This is a genomic window from Bacteroides sp. CAG:633 (assembly GCF_000435115.1).
Taxonomy (GTDB): domain Bacteria; phylum Bacteroidota; class Bacteroidia; order Bacteroidales; family Bacteroidaceae; genus Bacteroides; species Bacteroides ndongoniae.
Window position 1 is genome coordinate 1 of the sequence record NZ_FR883076.1, and the last position, 673, is coordinate 673.

1 protein-coding gene is annotated in these 673 nt (G+C 47.8%); it reads right to left on the minus strand.

All coding sequences use genetic code 11. The annotated features are described in order from the left end of the window. The coding region (locus QVP67_RS08585) for a tetratricopeptide repeat protein (RefSeq protein WP_288180050.1) at nt 1-673 on the minus strand (673 nt) is incomplete at both ends.

Consider the following 673-nt stretch of genomic DNA (forward strand, 5'->3'; position numbering starts at 1 on the left):
ATCTTTTTCATTAATAAAATGATAAAATCGTGCTGCAGTATAGTAAGTACCACTCCTCTCACTTTTTGGGACATCCTGTAAAGCGATTTGCAACGAACGGCGAGCTGCTTCGTAATTCCCTTCTTCCGTATATAAACGTGCTATCAAAGATTGTATTCCATTCCCTAAAGCCTTCTTACCCAATAAAAGACTTAACTGATAGGCACGCTGATAATAATATAAAGCACTGTCCCGTTGTTCCAAAAGCACAAAAGTATGACCGATATCCCTGTTACTATATATCATGCCCACACTATCCTGAAGTAAGATTTTGCACTGGAAGCTTTGTCTGTACACTTCCAACGCTTCGGGATAAAGATTCTGCCTTTTGAACAACGTCCCCATCTGCGAAAGGACCAGCTTTTTCACCGTCATATCCACCCGATCCTTATCCTCGCGCATCACGTCGAGTGCCCGCAGAAAATAGGCCAACGCCTGTGGCGCATCGCCCAAGTCGCTATACACGCGGCCGGCATAATAGTAGGCTTCGGGCAGGTGGGGAAGGCGCCTGTGATGCTCGTAGTAGGCCACTACGGGCAGAATGGCGCTGTCCGACGTATGCACGATGTAGGCCTTGTCCTTCGCCTTGATGCACAGCAGGCGGTAGTACATGCGGACGTACAGAGGTTCGTCC